The 15,025-nt window shown below is 52.2% G+C and carries 12 protein-coding genes and 1 pseudogene; 5 read left to right on the plus strand and 8 right to left on the minus strand.

Annotation, left to right across the window (positions count from 1 at the left end; genetic code table 11):
• The first annotated feature begins 87 nt into the window (after window positions 1-87).
• A complete protein-coding gene (locus tag F8N21_RS04460) occupies window positions 88-393 on the plus strand; it encodes a hypothetical protein (RefSeq protein WP_150640975.1) in 306 nt (101 codons plus the stop codon).
• Window positions 374-757 (plus strand): ankyrin repeat domain-containing protein, encoded by a 384-nt coding sequence (locus F8N21_RS04465; protein ID WP_191624191.1) that lies wholly within the window; start codon window positions 374-376, stop codon window positions 755-757. The genes F8N21_RS04460 and F8N21_RS04465 overlap by 20 nt, the downstream gene beginning before the upstream one ends.
• A gap of 70 nt (window positions 758-827) precedes the next feature.
• On the opposite strand, the gene F8N21_RS04470 is transcribed toward F8N21_RS04465, so the two are convergent.
• On the minus strand, window positions 828-1,700 hold the full coding sequence (locus F8N21_RS04470; protein ID WP_150640977.1) for a WYL domain-containing protein: 873 nt from the start codon (window positions 1,698-1,700) through the stop codon (window positions 828-830).
• Window positions 1,701-2,123: 423 nt separating this feature from the next.
• On the opposite strand from F8N21_RS04470, the gene F8N21_RS04475 reads away from it, so the two are divergent.
• Window positions 2,124-2,378 carry a hypothetical protein gene (locus tag F8N21_RS04475; RefSeq protein WP_150640978.1) on the plus strand — a complete coding sequence of 85 codons (255 nt, stop codon included), beginning with the start codon at window positions 2,124-2,126 and terminating at the stop codon, window positions 2,376-2,378.
• An 11-nt stretch (window positions 2,379-2,389) separates the two neighbouring features.
• Window positions 2,390-3,442, plus strand: a complete 1,053-nt coding sequence (locus tag F8N21_RS04480) for an ADP-ribosylglycohydrolase family protein (RefSeq protein WP_150640979.1) — start codon at window positions 2,390-2,392, stop codon at window positions 3,440-3,442.
• Window positions 3,443-3,672: 230 nt separating this feature from the next.
• Here the strand turns inward: F8N21_RS04480 and F8N21_RS31400 are convergent.
• The 6 genes and pseudogenes from F8N21_RS31400 to F8N21_RS04505 form a co-directional block, all read right to left on the minus strand.
• Window positions 3,673-3,846 (minus strand): annotated as a pseudogene (locus F8N21_RS31400) (IS3 family transposase); the annotation flags it as partial.
• Between the two features lie 13 nt (window positions 3,847-3,859).
• Window positions 3,860-5,665 carry an AIPR family protein gene (locus F8N21_RS04485; RefSeq protein WP_150640980.1) on the minus strand — a complete coding sequence of 602 codons (1,806 nt, stop codon included), beginning with the start codon at window positions 5,663-5,665 and terminating at the stop codon, window positions 3,860-3,862.
• 1 nt (window position 5,666) lies between these two features.
• A complete protein-coding gene (locus tag F8N21_RS04490) occupies window positions 5,667-6,680 on the minus strand; it encodes a PD-(D/E)XK motif protein (RefSeq protein ID WP_150640981.1) in 1,014 nt (337 codons plus the stop codon).
• Window positions 6,664-9,522: a Z1 domain-containing protein gene (locus F8N21_RS04495; RefSeq protein ID WP_150640982.1), complete on the minus strand. Its 2,859-nt coding sequence runs from the start codon at window positions 9,520-9,522 to the stop codon at window positions 6,664-6,666. The genes F8N21_RS04490 and F8N21_RS04495 overlap by 17 nt, the downstream gene beginning before the upstream one ends.
• Window positions 9,523-9,545: 23 nt before the next feature.
• Window positions 9,546-10,988 (minus strand): ATP-binding protein, encoded by a 1,443-nt coding sequence (locus F8N21_RS04500; RefSeq protein WP_150640983.1) that lies wholly within the window; start codon window positions 10,986-10,988, stop codon window positions 9,546-9,548.
• Between the two features lie 31 nt (window positions 10,989-11,019).
• Window positions 11,020-12,645 carry a DNA cytosine methyltransferase gene (locus tag F8N21_RS04505; protein WP_150640984.1) on the minus strand — a complete coding sequence of 542 codons (1,626 nt, stop codon included), beginning with the start codon at window positions 12,643-12,645 and terminating at the stop codon, window positions 11,020-11,022.
• A 48-nt stretch (window positions 12,646-12,693) separates the two neighbouring features.
• On the opposite strand from F8N21_RS04505, the gene F8N21_RS04510 reads away from it, so the two are divergent.
• Window positions 12,694-13,104 (plus strand): very short patch repair endonuclease, encoded by a 411-nt coding sequence (locus F8N21_RS04510; protein ID WP_047296720.1) that lies wholly within the window; start codon window positions 12,694-12,696, stop codon window positions 13,102-13,104.
• Window positions 13,105-13,127: 23 nt separating this feature from the next.
• Here the strand turns inward: F8N21_RS04510 and F8N21_RS04515 are convergent, their stop codons facing one another.
• Complete coding sequence (locus F8N21_RS04515) at window positions 13,128-14,915, minus strand: hypothetical protein (RefSeq protein WP_150640985.1); 1,788 nt, start codon at window positions 14,913-14,915, stop codon at window positions 13,128-13,130.
• Window positions 14,916-15,025 lie beyond the last annotated feature (110 nt).

Below are 15,025 nucleotides of genomic sequence, written 5' to 3' on the forward strand. Positions count from 1 at the left end.
CGGCTCGTGACGCATTGCGTCACGAGTTCGAGTGGCTCTCTTAAGCTGTCCATTTTTTTGACATATATCCAATCAGGGAAGGATGCCATGTCTTACACACCCGCACTACTCACGCTGCTTGAGAAAACTCTGGCCCCGACAGGCTATTGCGTTGGAGACATGCTTGATCACGGTATGGGCGACTGGCACGCCTCAGTGCTTCTCGATAACACGGACCATCTGTCGTCGCTCGAGCCGCTAGCGTTAAATGATAGGGATTTTGCAGGGCACACTCCACTGGACATCGCCTATCGGTTGAACCGAACTTTCCTGATCGAGCGACTGGAGGTGATCGGTGCGGTGGGGGACAAGTCAATCCTCGAATCGAGAGGCGTTGGCATTCATAGAAAATGAAAAGTACGTCCATCTGCCCGGTAAGCAGGGGAAGCTAAAGACGCTGGAAAAGCGATACCGGGAAGGCGGAAGTCTCAACGACCGTGATGTGGGAGGGAACACACCTATCCACTGGTTGGCCGCAAACGGCCACTTCAAGGCAGCTAAGCACTTCTCTGAAAAACACTTCATGTTCAACGTTGATATTGATGCGAAGAACAACGAAGGGAACACTCCGCGCAACCTTGCCATCCTCGCGGATCACCAAGACATAGCGCAGCAGCTTTTGATCTGGGAGATCGACAATTACATAACCGCGGTGCGAATCAGGCACAAAATGAGCGCCGGATTGAAGGAAATGTTACCCAGACGCAAAGATCGTTAAGTCGTTGTAGCGCTATTGGGAGGATAGGTTGATTACATGCGGTCAGGTAATCAACCGACTTGCCAACTAATCACTCATACAGCCACGGTCTCAATTCCCTGAGGTTAGACACCACGATTTGCTGCGCCTCAGGATTAGGGTCCAGGTTTCTGTGGTCGATCTGATAACGCTGCAATACATACTTCACCAAGGCCTTGCGGCTGGGCACCACTAGTTGGCCGTCAACCATGCCGAAGTCGGTTTCAATGATCGCTTTCTGCGCAGGGTTCAATCGCCCATCGGGCGCGATGACGATCGGAATTTCGTTGCTCCAGTCTTCATCTAGCTCACGGGTATTTTCCGAAGCGTCGAGCAAGTCCGGCTCGCCGCGCAGGCGGCTGAGCACAAAGTCCCGGTATTGGCCGTTCTTCTCGCAGTATGCCCGCACATGCCAGCGCATGCCGGTATAGACCAGTGTGTGAGGCGCTATGAGGCGAATTTCCACGTTCGGCGTATTGAGTGACACGTACTCGGTTTCCAGGCGCAGGCCGTCGCGGCAGGCCTTGAGCAGTGGGCGCAAAATCTCTGGGTGAATCGGCCTGTCCGGTACTTCCAGTACCTTGGTGTGGGCATAGGCCAAGGCGAGCCCGTCGATGTGTGGGGCGCGTTCGTTGTTTTGGTAAAGCAGGTGCAGGTAAGCGCTGGCGCTGTCGTCGATGAACTTTGGCTTGAAATGCTTGCTGGGGACATAGCCTTTGAGCTGCTTGTCATAGGCCAGGTTTTTCGGCGCATGCTCAGTGATGTAGGTATTGATGTCCTTGGACGCCTGCTGGCGGCTGATGCCAAAGCTCTGAATCAAATGCCCCGTGGTCAGACGGCCTTCCCACCATGCAACAGTCTCGATCAACCTGTAGCGAAGTGCCAGGTCCCAGCGTACCTGCTCGATGGTTTGCTTGCGTTTCACTTCCCCTCCTTGTGTGCGGTTACTTGAATCACATCACTCTACAATAAAGACCTGTCGTTGAAGGCGACATATCCTCAAATTTTCACTCGACTTTCGAGTTGGCGCCTTCCATTGCAACCTCCATGTGTAAAGTTTAAGGACACATGTTGCTGGATGCGTTGTTCAAACCTTTGCCCGGTGCAGCGGGTGCCTGGGATGTGATTCCGCTTCGGAGGGGCTTCCCTGCCTAGCTCTGGCCCCCTCTAAAGCGACGGAAAAAAGCCATTTTTTTGCCTAAACCTGTTGGCTCCCGCTAGATGTTTCATGCACTTCAATGTGTGTGATTTATTTACCTGTATAAGTCTACATTCTAGACCTGTCGTTAAATGCTACATATCGTGTGGATGTCTTCGAGGTGCCTCGATCTCACGGAAGGAATTGGATATGACGACGTTGGATACGGTTTCGACAGGTGCGTTGCTGGTGATGGGGATCATCCTGTTGGTGCTGTTGCTGCAGTACCTGCGGTTGCGTGAAATCTGGCAATTGCTGTTAGGCGAACGGGATCTCACCCGCTGGGCACGCATCTGGGAAACGGAAAACCGCGAACTGCGCTCGGCCCTGCGGGCAGAAAAAGCCCAAGTCGAAGAGTTGGAGGTAAAACTGACGATGCTGCAGGCCTCGGTACCCACCGCGTGAAAGGAATAGACATGGACAGACTTGAACGGATCAAGGGTTGCCTGCTCGGTGGTGCCGTAGGTGATGCGCTTGGCGCACCGGTGGAGTTCCTTGAATGGCCGGTGATCGAAGCCAAGTACGGCTGCCAAGGCATCGTCGACTTCGCCCCCGCATTCGGCCTTACCGGCGCCATCACCGATGACACCCAGATGATGCTCTTCACCGCCGAAGGCTTGCTGCGGGCCTTCGTGCGTGGAAGCGCGGGTGGGGATTGTCATGTACCCAGCATCATTCACCATGCCCAGTTGCGCTGGCTGCTGACCCAGGATTACCCCGCACCGGTAGTGGTCAGCCAAGATGGCTGGCTGATCGAACAACAGGCCCTATGGTCCCGCCGAGCCCCGGGCACCACCTGCCTCACGGCGCTGAAGGCCAGCCAGCGGATGGGCGCTGTCGCCGAGAACAACAGCAAGGACTGTGGCGCCTTGGTCCGCGCTGCGCCGTGTGCATTCTTCGCTAACGCCTTTGACTACGCCACCCAGTCCGGCCGCCTGACCCATGGGCACCCGACGGGCTACCTGGCCGGTGGCCTTTTCGCGGACATTCTCCAGCGCATGGTCGACTGGCAGGACAGCCTCGAACACTCCATCAGCGAAAGCTTGGCCAAACACGGGCAAAAGCCCAGCATGGAACAACCCCGCAGTTTCATCGAGCGCGTGCTGTTCTTCTTTTACGAAGGCTACCGGCCCACGCCACAACGCATTGCTGAATTGGGTGGTGGCTGGGTCGCCGAAGAAGCGCTGGCCATCGGGCTGTGGTGCGCGTTATTTGCGGACTCATTGGAAAGCGGCATCATCACAGCCGTAAACCACGGCGGCAACAGCGGCAGCACTGGCCTGATCACCGGCCACCTGCTTGGCGTGCAATACGGCGCCGCGACCATTCCGGCGCGCTGGTTCGCGCAGCTGGAACTGCGCGAGGTGATCGAGCAAATCGCCGAGGATATTGAACGTATTCCCCGTGAGTACTGCGGGGTGGGCGGGGAGTTTGATGAGCAGATTGAGCAGGCATATCCCGGTAATTGAGACGAGAACAGGAGAAGAGCGATGCCGATTGTTGCCGCTGGCCGAAAACTGACTCGGGTGTTCAACTGCCCCTGTTCAATTTTAAACCCATAGACCCTCGGCATTTAGTCGGTGCCGTGGGGACCTAGTTGCCATGCGGCTATCGCCGCTGATTGGCTTTTGGTCGATCTCTGCGCGCGCGAAATCACCCCGTACGGGCTATTCGGACCGATAGTAGTGCCGTAAATGCTCTCCGAGGTCAGCGGCACATTTACTATCGGCTCCCAGTTTCGCGTCTGACCTGACCAGCAATCCGGTTTCATTTACGGGGCTTGCACTTACAGTTCATGGCGTCGAGCTAAAATCTGATGATCCAGCCTTCGATGTCGCTCGGCGGGCGTCACGAAGCTGATTCGGCTATGGCGCCAAAAACCTTCGCTAAGGTAATTTGCTTTCTGGAATGCTTGAGCTCATTGGCGAGTATTTGTAGTTTTTAATGTAGGTCCAGCATTCTTCCTTTTTTGCCCACTCAGAGATCATCCTGCCTTGTGCTCCGCTATGTAAGGCCTCATCGACTTCTTTTGCCCAAACAACAATTTGCTTTGCCAATTCAGGTGATATTTTCTGATTTTGCCAGATCATTTCCAGATCGAAATTGGAGCCAACTTTGGCAGAGAAAAGTGACAGGGTATAAATCGTCACATTTCCTTGAAATGCAGGAAACAGGGGGCGTAAAAGCTTCTGAGCAGCTTTGAAGAGAATTACTTGTGCGATCATCCGCTTGAACTCTGTTGACTCAGGTACTTTTGACAGGCCCTTTTCTGCGCGGTTATCTACATCCAACATGAACGCGTCAAAATTCTTTTGTCCGCCAAGACTCGCCATGTGGGGGTTCTGTCCCCACGCGTTCAGGAACTTTGCAAAGTCTGTCTTGGTGATCTTGCGAGCAGGTGGAATAGCTGCTTGCAGCTTTTTGATCCGAGCAGGTGTTTTACCTTCTCGTTCAAGCATGACCTTATAGCTACCGCCAGACCGCTCGTAATACCAGCGTCCGACTCCATCCGGGCAATAGGTTCGTGCGGCCAGTGCTTCAATTTCCGTATGGAAGGGATGGTTTGCCGAAAGATCAGATGCTTTTACGGCGTTCTGACTGTTTGCATATTTAGAGATGTTGGAAATCAACAACTCTTCGCTTTCCGAGGAGCGTAATACGATGAGCTTGGCTGGTACTCGCACCTTGGACAAATCCGTATTTGGAAATTTTTTCTTGGTGAAGTAGAGAGATGCAGTGGTTTGTCCTCCATTGACAATCTGCATTCCTTTCAGCCAAAGGATACCAGGTGAACCATCTGCTGCTCGGTTCATTCCTATTTCATCGGCAACCAAAACAACACCGTTGTTGTAAGCCATGAATCGTTCCGGTTCTGTGCGCAGGCTGTCGCGAATGCCTTTATTGATTTTCCCGGTTGCACTTAAAAAGGAGCGCACGTTGGCTTCAAGAACTCGCGCGCCATATTTGTCGTAAATAAATCTTAGAGCCTCACCTGGAATCGCCGTCAAGGCATAATCATACTCACCTGCAACACCGGGGACCCATACACAAGGCAGAGCGCTTCCCGATATCTCATTGAAGTCAACTAAGACTTCATCCCTAGGGCGGTTCTGCTGGAGATGGTTGAACAACCGCTCTATATCCATCACTTCGAGCTGGATGGATTTTCCTTGGAATTCAGTGGGGGCAAATCCCCCCTTGTTCTTCAACCACAAATCGGTGATGACGAAGACCCTTAGTTTGACCAAGCCAGAGAAGAACTGTCTGACGCTGACAACTAGAGGATAAGCCTCATTTGTTTCATCCATGCTCTTCTCAAGCGTCCCATTGACGCAGTTCTTGAGAAAACGCATGCATTGGTTGGCGGATTTGACAATTTCCGTTTGTGGGAGCGGCTCAATTTCATCAACCCCCTTGTAGAGACTGACAAACAGGTCAAGCTGATCCGGAGCTTCGTCATCGTCTGAAGAACCGAACGAATAACCACTCAAACGCAGGGTAGAGGCGCCGGGTTGATCGTCGAAATAGCACAGTTGCGGCTCATTGGTCATGCCGATGTCGGACATGTGTTGCATGACCTTTTCGGCAAAAACTAATTCTGGATAGGGATATTTTTCCCCGGGTGAATCGAATGATAGCTCTGCCTCACGTATCTCAGCTTGTAGTTCTTTTAGATACTCAACAAGTTCCACTTTAAAAAACCCCTAATTCCTGCAATGCCTGATCTAGGCTAATTTTTTGAGATTGCACAAGTCCAAGGTCTATCTCATACCTTGCTCGCAGCACACCCAGTGGTGTGTTGAAGGGAGTCAGGCGTGGAAAGTGTTCGTCCACACGATGAATCACTAATTCAGTAAGTGCGAAGGCTCGTGTGTACCGGTTCTGGTGTGTGTCTAGGTAGCCGCCATGCACTAGGCAGTTGTCGAAGGCACGCAGGGCCGCTGGGTCTGAGGAAAATCCTTGGCGCAATAGATCGATATGCTGCACAAGATTTTTTCCTTCCTCGCTTAGATGCAACTTGACTCCCGCCAAAAAGAACGGGTAACGCAACGAGTCGTCAAGTTGTTCCAGTGAGTCAATGCACGCTGGAAATCCTTCGCTTGCAATTGTTGTCTTGACCTCGATTGAACCGCTTCCCAGTTCAAAGTCATGAAGGCCGTCCAGCGGTCCTTTCCAAGCGTCTACTGAATTGAACAACGGCATTCCTGCTTCTATTAATTTGCTCAGAACATTCAGTTCCCCGACAAGTCCGAGCTCCTCTTCAGCAGAAAGACCTTCGTGTCCTCGGCGCATGAAGTCCTGCCATGCTCTGATTCTTCCCAGGTAGCGTTGGAATAGGAGTTCTTCCTTTGCATCCGAACTTGCTTGGACGGTGCTCAGTACATCGACCACCATGCTGCTGAACAGGTCTAGGCTGCCAGCAGGCTGGCGGACCAGCGCCAGCCAATTGAGCCCCCGGCCCACTTCACCCAATGTCGCCTTTTCCACCTTGAAACCGTGACCATTGGGCAATTGATTCATGGCGGGTAGTTTCAGGGATGGAAACCCAATCAGCAACGCTTCCTCATTACCCGGTGAGCTGCGTGCGGCGCGCAATCGACAGCCACCGCATTCGGCCATTGCAATGCTACGCCAGCCTTCATCGGGACTGTCACCTGCCAGAGGGCGCCAGATAGCTTGCATTTCTTCTTCAGTCACAAGCGCCATATTGCTGCTCCCAGCTTTGCCAATGAACGTTGTTGACCATGTATTCGACTTTGGTTTTGGAGTTACTGCCCGGGAAACTAATAGCGAAAGCAACTACAGGCGGAGTTCCTAGTGGGAAGTTTTCCTTCTCCGCTTTCTGAGGGTCCAGCAACGAGATAATCAGCAGCCCTGTCTCAGGGTGTGGGGCGACGCCGTCAGCGCCAAGCCCACGTACCCGTCGTATTGCGGCTCCACTCGGGACTGCTGGTAACTCATTCTTGTCTCGTCGCCCCTTGTCTGCTTGCCAAGCAGCTTGGGTCAGCGCCAATGCTGCATTCCATGCGGAATCGTCCAGGTCCATTGCCTCATCCCGCGGGGATAACAAGCGTCCAATGGCATATCGGTCGATAAGATTTTTCCCTGTACGCTTCATCAGATTGACCGTTCTACCTCCAACTTGATGCGGGATCTCGCTGTCACCAGAGACGATTGCCACTGTCCATTGAGTTAGCTCCCCGTTGAGGCTCATCATTTCAATAAAACGGGCGAGCAACTTACTGTTGACCTTTAGCGACTCAGGATGGGTTTCGTATTCTCGGAGGAAAGTCGCAACCTTTTCGGCATCGATGTTTGCCCAATGAGCTCCTCGCCACTTATCAATTTTCCCTGTTCGTTTCTGTGCAGGTATCTCATTGGCCCCACCGAGTTTGTCCGTGAAGCGCTCGAACGCTGCAAGATTCTTGCTAAGAGCTTCACTCTCCTTGAAAAAGGCAACCGTTTCAGATATCTGCCCGCTGAATGATAGATATAGAGGTTTCGCTGCCCGCATTTTCAGCCGTGAAGTTACCATGAGCACGGAGTGGGATTTGACCTTGAGTCCATAATCGATAGGCTTTCCGCCGCTTTCGCACATCATGTCGAATTCGTCACGTAGCTCCTCGGACGCGTCCGCAATATGCCCGAACCACTCGATCAGATCGCTGGTGGTGTAAAGGCGGCAGAGGTCAATATACCCATGACGGTAACCAAACCAGCGTCCCATCTGCATGAGCGTGTCGTACATTTTTGAGGCGCGCAGGAAGTAACTGACACTCAGTCCCTCAAGTGTTAGTCCCCGAGCGAGTTTGTCGCCACCGATGGCAATCACTTTTAGACCCGTAGGTGTATCGGCGTAATCAAGAGCATCCTTGGCGGTGCCGTTGATCATTCGTACATCCAAGCTCTCCAGTACATTGAGAAGCTGAGCACGAACATCAGCCCAGTCTGGAAGTTTGCATTCATCGGGGGTATCCAGCGACTCACTGACTTCGTTGCTGGTTGGTACAAAGTCTCTTTCCCATAAGGTCTTCAACTCAGAGAGCAATTTCTTTTCATCGATACCCAGCGACAGTCGCTGTTTAACATTGTTCACATAGGCTTGCACCTGTTCGTGCACGACCTTTTGTACCCTGTTGAATCGAGTTACATGCACCAGCATTGAGTTGTGCGCGTCACCTTGGCCTCTGAGTTGACGGGTAGCACAACTCAAAATGAAGGCGTTAATCGCTTCGACCAAGGAGTCCGGCATGCTATGTGGCCCTGAATGGACCGGGTGGAAGTTGCTCCTATGGCCATGCGGCATCCATCCCGTACGGCCATCCTCGTCGCAGTAATCCGAGACTGTTCGTACCAGCGGTAATCCACCCTCGCGCCCCTCTTCGGCTGAGAGGCCAAATACTCTTGTCGGCCCTACATACGAAGAAGGTGCGGCCAAGTTAGAGATGAACGCAGAGGGAAAGAGGTCTGGCCCTTCTTCACCCGTCTCACCTTTGTCATGAATGAAAATATTGGCGAATGGGGTGGCGGTGTAGCCTACGTAGGCACTTCGGGTAAAGGTATGCAGGATTCGGCGAATCATCCGATTGATGGCGGTTGGTTCGTGTTCCAGATCAGGTAAACCGTCTGCACCAACAACTTGCTCGCCGGTATCGACAGAGGCTTGGTCCGACTCATCATCAATCACCAGTACTGGCAGGTGAGTAATGAGTTTTCGACCGGTTTCATTATCCTGACTATTGGCTACATGATCGCGTAGCCAGACGAGCAGTCGTGTCAGCACTGACTTGTTTTTTTTGACAACAAACAGCCATGGCCGCTCTTCCGGGGATATGCCGAGGTTGCGGACGAATCCCATGTTGAAATCGCCGTTATTACTGCGATTTGTTGCATAGTGCGGTCGGATAGACGGGGAACCATCAATTTTTCCCACGCCGATCAAGCGGGTTGCACCCGGGGTGGGACCAGTCTCGAAGCCCAGGAAGCCCTCGTCCAAACGCATTTGAGTCTGTGAACGTAGATTGTTGTGCAGGCCTGCCAATACAATGATTATCTTGTAGCCCGCATCCGCTGCCTTGCAGACAAGCCCTGTAAAGTTCCCTGTTTTACCGGACTGTACGTGACCAACCACCAGGCCTCGTCGATCCCATGGACCATCTCGGGTTGGATCTTCCAGCATCGACAGAATGGAGTCGGTGGATTTGTCTACCGACTCGACCGCTGCCCAAGGCAATTTTCCTTCCTGCCACTCCCGATAGCGCTGCCAGTAACGCCAATCGGTTTTTCTTTCCTGGGTCAGCCACGGGACGTGCCCCGCGTTATCCATCAGCGTTGCATCTTCTCCCACCCAGATGCTGAAACGACGGATAAGCTCGTCGGTCACACCGTCCCGATCCAGTTCTTTACCCCAATTAGGGTTCATGAATAGAACGCGATCAATCATTTCTCCAATCATGGACGGCGTTACGTCAGCGTCACCTTTTTGGGCGATCAGCAACTCCTGCACAATCTTGATGACACTGGTTTTGCTCTTTTCGGGGTCCGTCATTACTCACATCTCATCATTTAGAATCAAGGCTGATCGGGAAGAGCGGCTATTAATTCCGGAAAGTTATGGAAGGGTTCCATGTGCAAAAGCTTTTCACGCCCAGCCGCAGCCGAATATCCTTTGAGGCGTATTAGGTTGCCGTACATTATCTGAAGGATTGATTCGACTTCGGCTGCAGGCTCGCCAGCGAATCCCACCCGGGGAGTTTCCTTGTCTTCGGCGGTATCCACCCAGATGCGTTGTACCGGTACAGTCTCTTCGATCACCCTCAACATTGCTTTGATCTGAGGCATCAGTGCCCCCGCTTCGTCGAGGACTGCTCGCATGGCAGGATGTTCCAGATCAATCCGATATCGTGTGCCGCCGCTGGACTGGTCGGTTTTACATGCTTCGATAATGGGCGGCCCCTGAATTGCTCCAACAGGGCGTCCCCGGTGAGCGAACGCTCGTCGCGATCGCGAGCGTGTTTCCTCCGCTAAACGCGCGAGCCAGGATCGCAACGCGATAGGTGGGCGTGCGGTTGATTTACGAATGTCGATTTTCCAATCTACATCCGCATTGTTGGGGATATCCAAGCGGATGCGCGCCAGCCGATGGGCTTCATCCTTGGTCCAGGCTCGACCTGCACCCAGCCCCAGCCAGCTACCGGCGACAAGAAGTCGCTCGTTACGGTATATGTAAAAACCTTGTTGAGCTGCCCATCCTTCCGGGCCGGCCGCTTCTTCGTATTCTTTCTCCGTTAGGCGATCACGGTGGGGGAGAACATGGCACTGCGCAGAGATAGTTCGATTTATCGGGCACACGGCAACTGGGGGACTCCACGCCTTCGAGGGATGCCCATTGAGGAAAGGGTCCCAAGCCTTAATCGGCTTGCCATTAAGCAGAAGACGTAAGCGGTTACTCGAAATATAGCGGTGAAAGACCATTCCCAAGTGCTGTTTGACTTGGGTCGCTAGGTCTAAGAATTCTTGAACCCTGAATCCGTTGGTAACGATGCGATCAAGTATTTCCCATAGAACCAGCGTGCCTTTGCCAGCTTCTACAAGAGGCTGTAAAAAAACCTCGGAGCCCTCGTGAGGCCCTTCCAAAAGATGCCAGCCCTGATCGGTACTGGCTGCCAGAACGTCAAGATCCCAACGTAGTGACTCCAAACCGATTTCGTTGATCGTCGCAACTGTCAGGCGTCTACATTGAGAAAACGAGGCGGTTTTTAGTCCTAGTCCAAAACGCCCTAGGTCGTTTGAACCCCGCTCTTCAAGTGGATTACGCTCACCAAGACGCATGGCTTTGTCCAGCTCCGCTGACGACATGCCTCGGCCATTGTCGAGTACATAAATTCTGCTGGAATTTTCTTTCCATTCGAAGTTTACATGAACTAAATCTGCGCCCGCGCCGATACTGTTATCTATGATGTCCGCTAGCGCAGTAGCAGTGTTATAACCTAGTCCGCGGAGTGCCTCGATCATCGCTCCCGCCCGGGGCGGGGCATGCCTTGATTTAGCCTGCATCACCTTCTCCTCGGTGATTTTCAGTCCATACAGATGACCATTCGCCCGTCGTGATAACATTCGCTACTACAGCGGCTATTCTTGATGCCAACAGAGGGGGTACAGCATTCCCGACCTGATGGAATTGTTGCGTCCGGTTGCCTTCAAAAAAATAGTTATCGGGGAACGTTTGCAGACGTGCCGCCTCACGTACCGTCAAACTGCGACACTGAAACGGATCGTAATGAATGAAGTAGTGCCCATCCTTGGATATGTGACTGGTGACAGTCGTTGATGGATAGTTCTCGAGCTGAACTCTGAAGCGATCACTGAACTTCCCTGATTCCCAGTTCTTATGCTCTGGAGCCAGCCCAGGCAGGCCGAAGTCTAGGTGACCTTTGGGGGAGCGTTTATGTGTCCGCGCGAAGATGGATGCGAATACATAGCGCTTGAGGTCTGATGGCATATGGCCTCTAGCTTCATGGTTCAGCCAGACGTCCAGCTTGTTATCCTTGTACCAGTGATCTAGATCAGTTGATTGCGTAGAGCCGTCCCCGGCGTTGCGCGGATAGCGTAATGCGCCAGTATTCAGAGAGCCGGTCATGAAGCTCGATCGGACTATTCTGATGTTTGCTTCGAGCCCGGGGTCTTTCTTGGGCAAGCCGGCTGCTGCATCCTGCAAGTTATCCAGTTGATTAATCAGTTCAAGATACCAAGACTGTGGGCTATCAGTGCTTCTGGAAAGACTACTGCGCAATCGCGGTAGTTTTCCAAGGACGCTGCCGGCAGATATTTCCGGGAAAGTTGGAAGTCGTTCGGGCTTTGGGGTTTGCCCTGCGGCGTCGATCGCGATGCCCAAGAGAATTACCCTGTGACGGGCCTGTGGAACACCGTGCTGCTCTGCACGTATGATGAAGTTGGTGGATTCTACTTCTGAGACATCATCGTCGGCACCAAAGGATTCATCACTCACAAGTGAGTAGATGCGGTATCGACGGCCAGAGCTTGGGTGGTTAAGTGCTACATCAGGATCGGACAAATCTTGAAGTATCTCGGGGAAGATTTCCTTACCCCCTACTTTGGCGGAAAGAATCCCTTTTACGTTCTCCATAACAAATATGGCAGGACGGTAGTGCTGGATGATTCGTAAGTAATCGCGATAGAGAAAGTGCCGATGGTCATCCTCAGGACGATAGTCGGTGTTCCCGCGGTTACGAGACCGGCCGACAAGCGAGTAAGCCTGACAAGGTGGACCTCCGATGAGCACCCAAGGACGGGTTCTGTCCAGCTTGTTACGCAGGATTTCATCTAGCTCATCATCGCCCTCTTTGGAGCCCAGTGTTATGCACTTGGCCTCATCCCCAGACCGGATCCACTGTACCTCACTGCGAGAGGACCAAGGGCGTTCGGAATGCCCGTTGCAGTAGTCATAGTAGTCATCCAGAGCACCGGGGTTGTGGCGTTTCAATAGGCGGTAGAACGCCCGAAGCCGCAGCGTCTTACGGGCTATTGGATCTTTTTCGGCCGAAACAATGATCTCGAAATCATTACCTTGGTTGTATGATGAGAACCCCTCACCCAAGCCTCCTGGCCCTGCGAAAAGGTCTACTATCTGAATTGGTTGCACGCGATTCATGACGCCCTAACTCTGAGTTTCGCCCCTAATAAGCGGGAGAAGATGAAGATGGATACAGTCAGTAAGGAAATCCGCTCACGCATGATGTCCCAGATTGGGGGGAAGAATACCAGGCCCGAACTGAAAATTCGAAAATTGCTGCACGCCCAAGGCTTCAGGTTTCGACTCCACGTAAGGGCGTTGGTCGGGCAGCCAGATATTGTGCTCGCTAAGTACAAGGCATGCATCTTCGTACATGGCTGTTTCTGGCACCGCCATGAGGGTTGTCGATACGCCACAATGCCAGCTACTAGAGTAGAATTCTGGGCTGAGAAGTTCCGCGGTAATGTGATGCGCGATGCTCGGAACAGAGACCATCTGATTGCCGCGGGCTGGCGAGTCTTTGAAGTGTGGGAGTGTGATCTGAAGGAAGCAAATCCAAACCTTGAATGGTTATACCAAGCGATCAGACAGTCATGAGACAAATTAACCCCCGCAAATTACTAAATAATAGCCGCAAGTTTGAGGGCTTCTATCACGCCATTGTTCAAGCGCCAGACACTGTGAATAACGGAAACGTGCTCGCTTAGCGTGTGCAGGAGCATCTTGTTGACTTCGTCCACATCATGTTCAAGTTTGCGAGCCAGGTCTCGGCTATAGCCTTTGCCTGCAGATGCCAGCAGCGCGAGAATCTGCTTGCCGAGCGGTGGAAGACGAGATATTGCAGCAGCTTTGGCAAGATCTGCAACGGTAACGTCGGCATCCATCGTTAAATGCACAACTGGTTCTGCGAGAGGGTCAATTTGCTTGGTTCCGTGGGTCAACTGTGTCCGAATTTTAATTGTTGCGCTTCCGCTGAGTATTTCGTCAGTATCAGGCAATTGCAGTGTCGGTTTCGTAAGGGGTACGCCGGCCTCCTCTAAGCTGGCTTGCGGGCGAGGCCTTACTGCAAAAACACGGTCCCTTTCCAGATATTTCTCAAGGCAACCGTCCAACAAGGAAAGTAGGGCCATGTGATTGAGTTTCAGGGCATCCGCACCCTCATAGGTTTTTTGTCCTGGATTCTGGATGAAGTAGCGAAGCACTTGTTTTGCTTGGTCTGGCAAAGTAGGTATATCAGACAGCAGCGCCCAAACCTCTTTTTCGCCTTGGGAGGAGAGCATCTTAGGCATTGGGTCTATCGATTTCTTTCCCACCGCTGGATTGTGACTTTCAAACGCAGAATCAGACAGCAGGCTTAGCAGTTCCCGCTTTATAGAAAAGCCCCCCAAGCGGTCCCGCTCAATCCAATACCGCAGTCGTGTCCCTAGGGTACGATTCAAATCCGGTGGCCGCGTTTTCATAGCTCGCGCCAGTGTACTGGCGTCACTTTTCGGATTAGCCCGAATAATACTGAGCAGTTCTTTGTCCTCTGGCTGTAATTTGAGGAGTTGGAAATCGAAATAACTTCTGCTTGCTTCTTGAGTCATCACTTCGAGACTTGATTGCCCCTCATTCAGATCAAGATCAATTGAGGGTCTAACATCGTTCGTTGAAAGGTCACCAAGAGCGAGCTTTTCAGAGGCGGACGTCTGTGCTTCCGAAGAAAAAGAGCTGGAGAGGCGTTGCTCCCCATCATCCAGATCTATACACCACTCGATTGCCTTCGGTTCCACAGGCGTTGAACTGGAGATAAGCGCTTGGATCTCTACGGCTGCTTCGATGCATTCGTTATCATGAGTTGATTTTTGGAAGACGGGAGAGTCTTGCCAAACGAATAGGTCGAAATCACCTTCAGATCCAAAATTGTCGCTTTCCTGCGGGCTATCGTTGTGCGTAGTGACTTGCTTTTCGACCACTCCGGATATGTGGGTCTCGTGGGAGCATTGGAGCAGATAGACGCGACCTAGCAGTTCCAGAAGGTCGGAGTCTTGCTTCATTGCAATAGCCGCGTGAATGTTATCTATGGCTTCAGCAAAACGATCGGATGTGACCAAGTCACTTATCTTTTCGAGAAAAACAGTTCGTTCTTCGATGAGTGTTAGATGACCGTCTGCATGCGGGGTTTCGAATCGCAGCGACATCTGCAATCGGTGCTTGATTCGATCACTAAAAGGACTATTTTTCAGTGACTCGAGAAGCAGAGCTTGGAAGACATTCCTTGCATCAGCTTTATGAAGGGCATCTAAAGCTTGAACAAGCCCATCGATAGGTTGATCTAATACACCAGACCTCAGATGAGCCTCGAAGGCATCACAGCCCTGTGAGTGGATGATTTCCCACAAGCTTTGAACAAGGGCTTCCCAGTCCATTCCAATTCCCGAACACGTAAGTGTTGCCAAGCCTTCAAATGGCCAGAATGCCATCATGGTGGCATAAATTTTAACACAGGCCATACATTTTTGTGGGCGTGAAAAAAGCA

The organism is Pseudomonas fluorescens (genome assembly GCF_902497895.1).
Taxonomy (GTDB): Bacteria; Pseudomonadota; Gammaproteobacteria; order Pseudomonadales; family Pseudomonadaceae; genus Aquipseudomonas; species Aquipseudomonas fluorescens_BP.

What these genes read in the sequence shown, in the direction of transcription:
- F8N21_RS04460 (WP_150640975.1), top strand. Translation starts at nt 88, where the DNA reads ATGTCTTACACACCCGCACTACTCACGCTGCTTGAGAAAACTCTGGCC.
- F8N21_RS04475 (WP_150640978.1), top strand. Translation starts at nt 2,124, where the DNA reads ATGACGACGTTGGATACGGTTTCGACAGGTGCGTTGCTGGTGATGGGG.
- F8N21_RS04480 (WP_150640979.1), top strand. Translation starts at nt 2,390, where the DNA reads ATGGACAGACTTGAACGGATCAAGGGTTGCCTGCTCGGTGGTGCCGTA.
- F8N21_RS04490 (WP_150640981.1), bottom strand. Translation starts at nt 6,680, where the DNA reads ATGGCGCTTGTGACTGAAGAAGAAATGCAAGCTATCTGGCGCCCTCTG.
- F8N21_RS04495 (WP_150640982.1), bottom strand. Translation starts at nt 9,522, where the DNA reads ATGACGGACCCCGAAAAGAGCAAAACCAGTGTCATCAAGATTGTGCAG.
- F8N21_RS04500 (WP_150640983.1), bottom strand. Translation starts at nt 10,988, where the DNA reads ATGATCGAGGCACTCCGCGGACTAGGTTATAACACTGCTACTGCGCTA.
- F8N21_RS04505 (WP_150640984.1), bottom strand. Translation starts at nt 12,645, where the DNA reads ATGAATCGCGTGCAACCAATTCAGATAGTAGACCTTTTCGCAGGGCCA.
- F8N21_RS04510 (WP_047296720.1), top strand. Translation starts at nt 12,694, where the DNA reads ATGGATACAGTCAGTAAGGAAATCCGCTCACGCATGATGTCCCAGATT.
- F8N21_RS04515 (WP_150640985.1), bottom strand. Translation starts at nt 14,915, where the DNA reads ATGGACTGGGAAGCCCTTGTTCAAAGCTTGTGGGAAATCATCCACTCA.